Raw genomic sequence first — 3,099 nt, 5'->3', positions numbered from 1 at the left:
CCTTCAGGTTATGAGCCTGACGAGCTACCGGGCTGCTCTACCCCGCGCCGGGATTGTCCTGATCGGGTTTGATCGTGATCAGAGAGATTACTGCGTGTCTTTCCAGGTCTGGCGGTGACCTACTCTCCCACGTCTTAGGACGCAGTACCATTGGCGCAGCGGCACTTAACGGCCGAGTTCGGGATGGGATCGGGTGTTTTGCTCGCGCTAGGGCCACCAGACCGGGAAAGACACGCTCAGCGTCGGCTCTGCTTTTGCAGAGCTGATGTTGTCCAAGGATGCATTGGAGGAAGACGAGAAGTCTGTCTTCTTCCGGATCAAATCAAGCCTATCGAGCCATTAGTACCGGTCAACTGAATGCATTGCTGCACTTACATCTCCGGCCTATCGACGTGGTGGTCTTCCACGGCTCTCAAGGGAGACCTTGTTTTGAGGGGGGCTTCACGCTTAGATGCCTTCAGCGTTTATCCTGTCCGGACATAGCTACCCTGCACTGCCGTTGGCACGACAACAGGTCCACCAGTGGTCCGTCCACCCCGGTCCTCTCGTACTAGGGGCAGCTCCTCTCAAGTCTCCAACACCCACGGCAGATAGGGACCGAACTGTCTCACGACGTTCTAAACCCAGCTCACGTACCTCTTTAAACGGCGAACAGCCGTACCCTTGGGACCTGCTCCAGCCCCAGGATGAGATGAGCCGACATCGAGGTGCCAAACGATGCCGTCGATATGGACTCTTGGGCATCATCAGCCTGTTATCCCCAGCGTACCTTTTATCCGTTGAGCGATGGCCCTTCCACTCGGGACCACCGGATCACTATGGCCGACTTTCGTCTCTGCTCGACTTGTCAGTCTTGCAGTCAGGCTGGCTTCTGCCATTGCACTCAACGACCGATTTCCGACCGGTCTGAGCCAACCTTCGCGCGCCTCCGTTACTGTTTGGGAGGCGACCGCCCCAGTCAAACTACCCACCACGCAGGGTCCCGGACCCGGATAACGGGCCGCGGTTAGACATCAAGAGTGCGAAGGGCGGTATCTCAAGGACGGCTCCACGAGGACTGGCGTCCCCGCTTCAAAGCCTACCGCCTATCCTGCACATCGCAATCCTGATGCCAGTGCGAAGTTGTAGTAAAGGTGCATGGGGTCTTTCCGTCTAACCGCGGGAAGTCTGCATCTTCACAGACAATTCAATTTCGCTGAGTCCACATTTGAGACAGCGGGGAAGTCGTTACGCCATTCGTGCAGGTCGGAACTTACCCGACAAGGAATTTCGCTACCTTAGGACCGTTATAGTTACGGCCGCCGTTTACCGGGGCTTCAATTCAAGGCTTGCACCTCTCCTTTTAACCTTCCGGCACCGGGCAGGCGTCAGACCCTATACGTCGTCTTGCGACTTCGCAGAGCCCTGTGTTTTTAGTAAACAGTCGCCACCCCCTGGTTTGTGCCCCCGGCCTCTGCTTGCGCAAAAACCGGGCCTCCTTCTCGCGAACTTACGGAGGTATTTTGCCGAGTTCCTTAAATGTGGTTCTCTCAAGCGCCTTGGTATTCTCTACCAGTCCACCTGTGTCGGTTTCGGGTACGGTCTTGTGGAGGGCTATTTCCAGGAACCCCTAAGCAGCCCGATCAATCCGTTAAGATCGAACTACCCTCGGGATCCGTCACCATCTCCTGGCCCAGGAATATTAACCTGGTTCCCATCGACTACGCCTTTCGGCCTCGCCTTAGGGGCCGGCTTACCCTGCTCAGATTAGCTTTAAGCAGGAACCCTTGGACTTTCGGCGACAGGGTCTCTCACCCTGTTTGTCGCTACTCATGTCAACATTCTCACTTCTGATCACTCCACCGGTTGCCTCACGGCCCGGCTTCACAGTCAGAACATTGCCTCCGCAGACCATTGCTGGGCTGAAGAGGCAGCGTCCTATATCACAGAACGCTCCGCTACCACGCACCCTAAGGTGCATCCAAAGCTTCGGCTCGTGGCTTGAGCCCCGTTACATCTTCGCCGCAAGACCTCTTGATTAGACCAGTGAGCTGTTACGCTATCTTTAAAGGATGGCTGCTTCTAAGCCAACCTCCTGGTTGTTTTGGAAGTCTCACATGCTTTCCCACTTAGCCACGAATTGGGGGCCTTAGCTGTTGGTCAGGGTTGTTTCCCTCTCCACGACGGACGTTAGCACCCGCCGTGTGTCTCCCGGACAGTTCTCTTGGGTATTCGGAGTTTGCTTAGACTCAGTAAGGCTGTGGGCCCCCATCATCCATGCAGTGCTCTACCCCCCAAGGAATACATCCGAGGCGCTACCTAAATAGCTTTCGCGGAGAACCAGCTATCTCCGAGTTTGATTGGCCTTTCACCCCTAGGCACAAGTCATCCCGACCTTTTTCAACAGGTGTGGGTTCGGACCTCCAGTACGTGTTACCGTACCTTCATCCTGCTCATGCCTAGATCACTCGGTTTCGGGTCTGATCCGTCTGACTAAAGTCGCGCATTTAACACTCGCTTTCGCTGCGCCTACACCTAGCGGCTTAAGCTTGCCAGACAGACCAAGTCGTTGACCCATTATACAAAAGGTACGCCGTCACCCCTCAAGGGGGCTCCGACTGCTTGTAGGCGTCCGGTTTCAGAAACTGTTTCACTCCCCTCGTCGGGGTGCTTTTCACCTTTCCCTCACGGTACTGGTTCGCTATCGGTCAGTAAGGAGTACTTAGCCTTCGAGGGTGGTCCCCCGATCTTCAGACAGGATTTCACGTGTCCCGCCCTACTTAATATGTCCCATCGAGCTTCCGATACGGGGCTGTCACCCGCTATGGCCAGACTTTCCAGTCTGTTCTCGTCACTCTCAAGGCTCGGCTGGTCCGCGTTCGCTCGCCACTACTAGCGGAGTATCTGTTGATTTCCTTTCCTCCGGGTACTTAGATGTTTCAGTTCCCCGGGTTCGCTTCTTAAACCCTATGTATTCAGGTGAAAGATACCTGGTTATGCCCACTGTTGATATCCAAGGGATAACAACAGCAAACATTCAGGTGGGTTTCCCCATTCGGAAATCCATGGATCAAAGCTTATTCTCAGCTCCCCATGGCTTATCGCAGAGTATCACGTCCT

General features: G+C 55.0%; 2 rRNA genes (1 of these 2 running past the window's edge). Both read right to left on the bottom strand.

From position 1 onward, the window contains the following. Positions 1-106: 106 nt before the first annotated feature. Positions 107-221 (bottom strand): 5S ribosomal RNA (gene rrf / locus OC159_RS19580). A gap of 97 nt (positions 222-318) precedes the next feature. Beyond that, positions 319-3,099, bottom strand: a 23S ribosomal RNA gene (locus OC159_RS19575); it runs 53 nt beyond the window's last position.

Origin of the sequence: Paracoccus beibuensis, assembly GCF_026162625.1 — a bacterium.
Taxonomy (GTDB): Bacteria; Pseudomonadota; Alphaproteobacteria; order Rhodobacterales; family Rhodobacteraceae; genus Paracoccus; species Paracoccus beibuensis.
This window is presented reverse-complemented; position numbering and strand designations above follow the sequence as displayed.